General features: G+C 61.8%; 1 protein-coding gene. It reads left to right on the top strand.

Going from position 1 to position 1,006, the window contains the following annotated elements:
* Positions 1-259 precede the first annotated feature (259 nt).
* On the top strand, positions 260-892 hold the full coding sequence (locus tag BLR51_RS27120; RefSeq protein ID WP_165616972.1) for a hypothetical protein: 633 nt from the start codon (positions 260-262) through the stop codon (positions 890-892).
* The last annotated feature ends 114 nt before the right edge of the window (positions 893-1,006 follow it).

Below are 1,006 nucleotides of genomic sequence, written 5' to 3'. Positions count from 1 at the left end.
AGCAGAACTGCGAAAAGTTAATCTGTTGAAGACACGGTGCTTAGCTGCACCTCGGGCCCCCGACGTGATGAAAGAGCGGGACGCCTTAAAGGTCATCCACTGATGCATGAACAAGCGGATCGAGCCGGCCTTACGCCACCTCAAGGATCCGAGCTTTGGGTCGCAGTTCTGAGTGGCCCCGCGACATGCTGATTGGCTGAGCTCACCGTGCTTGTTTTGCAAACCGTACGGCTTCTCTGAGACCAGAAGTCCGCAGGTCGTGTTTCTCAACACCGACCACGGACCTGTCATGCAGCACCACCAGCACTTCGCGGCCGATCAGTCGGCCTACACCGCCGCGACCCATCGGCTCTCTCCGGTCACCCTCCGCTTTCCTGCCGTCATGACGACTGCCGAACTGGCCGCCTGGAGCCAGGTCGGCAAGAATGCGGTTCCCCATCTCGTGGCGCGCTTCGGGATCCGCGAGCTTACCGGGCATGCGAAAAACCGTCGCTTCGCGATACATGACGTTCTGCGAAAAATCATCGGCGTCACCGCGGCGAGTCCGGAAGACCTGGCGCTGCTGCTGATGCCCCTGCAGAAGGCCAGCTGGGTGTCGCAGATCACCGGGTTGAGCACCTCGGCCGTCAGCGCCGGCATTTGCGAAAACCGAAGCCCGCTTCCTGCCCCAGTCGAGCTGACCGCCACGGGTCCGGGCCGGGCCCCCGCGCGAGGACGGCGCTGGCTGGTCGTGCAGGTGGAGGCCTATCTGCGTGGCGATCCCATTCCCTTCCTCGCGCCGCAAAAGCCGTTCCCGGATCTTCCCGAAATCCGCGCCCAGGAACCCGCCGGTAACGTTTTCGCGGCGATTTGTGCCGATAGCGCCACGAGCTCCCGTCAAGTCCAGCTGTAACAAACAGTCGTGATCTTGCGAAATTTCCAAGGCGATGCAGGCCGCCTTTGAAAATCGCATCAGCGAAGCGCTACCCTTGCCGGCCCCCATTTTGATCTTGCTACCCGACGGGTT

Source organism: Salipiger marinus (assembly GCF_900100085.1).
Taxonomy (GTDB): Bacteria; Pseudomonadota; Alphaproteobacteria; order Rhodobacterales; family Rhodobacteraceae; genus Salipiger; species Salipiger marinus.
Note: the sequence above shows the minus strand (reverse complement) of the source record. Positions and strands in the feature narration are given on the sequence as shown.